The organism is Rhizobium sp. SJZ105, assembly GCF_007828365.1.
Classification (GTDB): Bacteria; Pseudomonadota; Alphaproteobacteria; order Rhizobiales; family Rhizobiaceae; genus Agrobacterium; species Agrobacterium tumefaciens.
The window spans coordinates 1-1,955 of record NZ_VIUP01000038.1; the positions used below are offsets into that span (position 1 = coordinate 1).

The 1,955-nt window shown below is 56.8% G+C and carries 1 protein-coding gene; it reads right to left on the reverse strand.

Features of this window, described 5'->3' with window-relative positions; translation table 11 throughout:
• Positions 1-75 precede the first annotated feature (75 nt).
• Complete coding sequence (gene ltrA, locus FB593_RS27370) at positions 76-1,602, reverse strand: group II intron reverse transcriptase/maturase (RefSeq protein WP_025590960.1); 1,527 nt, start codon at positions 1,600-1,602, stop codon at positions 76-78.
• Positions 1,603-1,955 lie beyond the last annotated feature (353 nt).

Consider the following 1,955-nt stretch of genomic DNA (forward strand, 5'->3'; position numbering starts at 1 on the left):
AGTGGAGTAAGAAGCGCAGAAGCACTTCTCCTCCCCGAACCGTACGTGCACCTTTCAGCGCATACGGCTCTCTATTCAAGCTTGGCCCATGGCCATAGCAACGTCATGGTAGTGTGACGTGACGGTGCTGCGGCTCTCAATCCGGCAGATGTATGGATTCTCCTCCGGATTGCGCCACCGGAATTGCGCCTTGGGGCTTGAGACAAGCCGGTGTAGCGCTTTTCCGACGGGTTCACCGCGTTCATTGCGACCAAACACGAGCCAGGTTTTCGCCTTGCCCGGTTCCGGGACCCTGAACCATTTCCGCATCAATGGTTTGATGCGGGATCGGTACTTGTGTCCCAGCCAATGCGCCATTTTCCAGAACACGACATGGTCGATGCGCCGGAAGACGTACGCCGTGAAGTCGGTGAACTTGTAGAACGCCGCCCATCCCACCAATTGGCGGTTTAGGCCGGCGATCATGTCGACCGTGCTGACACTATGATTGCCGGAAAGGGTTCCGGTGAGCTTGCGAACAAACCCCTTGGCCTTTTCCTTGGGTATCGTCGTGACGATGGACATCCGTCCATGCGCTCCTCGCTTGCGGATGATCCGGTGCCCCAGAAAGACGAAGCCGTCGTCGACGTGGGTGACATGGGTCTTTTCCATGTTCAGCGTCAACTTCAGCTCGCCTTCCAGAAACGCCCGGCATTCCTCGCGGATTTCCTCTGCCTGAGCTCTGGTTCCTTTTACGATCACGACAAAGTCGTCAGCGTATCGGCAATAGGCAACAGCCGGTTTCCATTGCCGGTTCTCGCGAACTGTGATGGGACGGCCCTGCTGGATGCCGAAGTTCCATGCCCAGCGATCCTTGCGGGCCTTATTGTTCAGGTATTTCGCCTCCAGCCAGATATCAAACTCGTGGAGCATGATGTTGGACAGGAGCGGTGACAGAACGCCACCTTGCGGAACACCCTCGCTTGAGGCCGTAAACAGGCCACGGTCGATGTGGCCTGCTTTCAAGAACCGGTAGAGAAGATCGACGAACCGTCCGTCCTGCACACGTCGCCGCACGCATCTCAGAAGCAGCCGATGATGGACCGTATCGAAGTAGCTGGCCAGATCACCTTCGATGATCCAGCGGCCCTTCGTTCCACCTCCATCCTGTAACTGTATCCTCACGGTGCGGACGGCATGATGCACGCTGCGTTCCGGTCGGAAGCCATAGGATAAACGATGGAAATCGCTTTCCCAGATTGGCTCCATGGCCATCAGCATGGCGCGTTGGACGATGCGATCCGTCAGGGTCGGAATACCCAGTGGTCGTAGCTTGCCGTTCGATTTCGGGATATAGATGCGCTTGACCGGCTGGGGGCGATAGCTCTCCTCCAGCAGGCTTGTCCGCAGGTCGTCCAGATGCTGATCCAGTTTGCCCTGCAGTCGTTGCTTATCCATTCCGTCGATACCCGGCGTTCGTGCGCCGCTTGACGCAAGAACCATCCGAGCGGCCTCGGCAAGCCATTCCCGGTTGGCAATCAGCCGAAGAAGCCGATCAAACCTTCGGTTTGGATCGCTCTCGGCCCATGTTGCGAGCTTGTGCTGCATTTCGCTGATTATCAAAGGTCTTCACCTCGTTTGGTCAGATAGTTTGCACTTCAAGCAGTTTGAACTGTTCCCCTTCGCCATGTGGCAGGCTTTCCCTGCCGCGGACTACTACGAGAACTCCGCCAACATGATGGACATCAGGGTCAACTCCCTTGAGACGCAATACTTTCGTTGTCATTCCATCATGCCTTCCCTCGTTCATATGCTGGACGTCAGCGTATTGGTGAGGCTGCCGGTCGCAGTCTTTTCCCTTGCGTTCCGCAAGTCGATGCCGATGTCATGGTCTGGCTGCATTCTCTCCATGACCCCATGCGGGCGACCTACATATACGCCCGTATTCGGATGCCGCCGACTTACGTGTCCGGCAG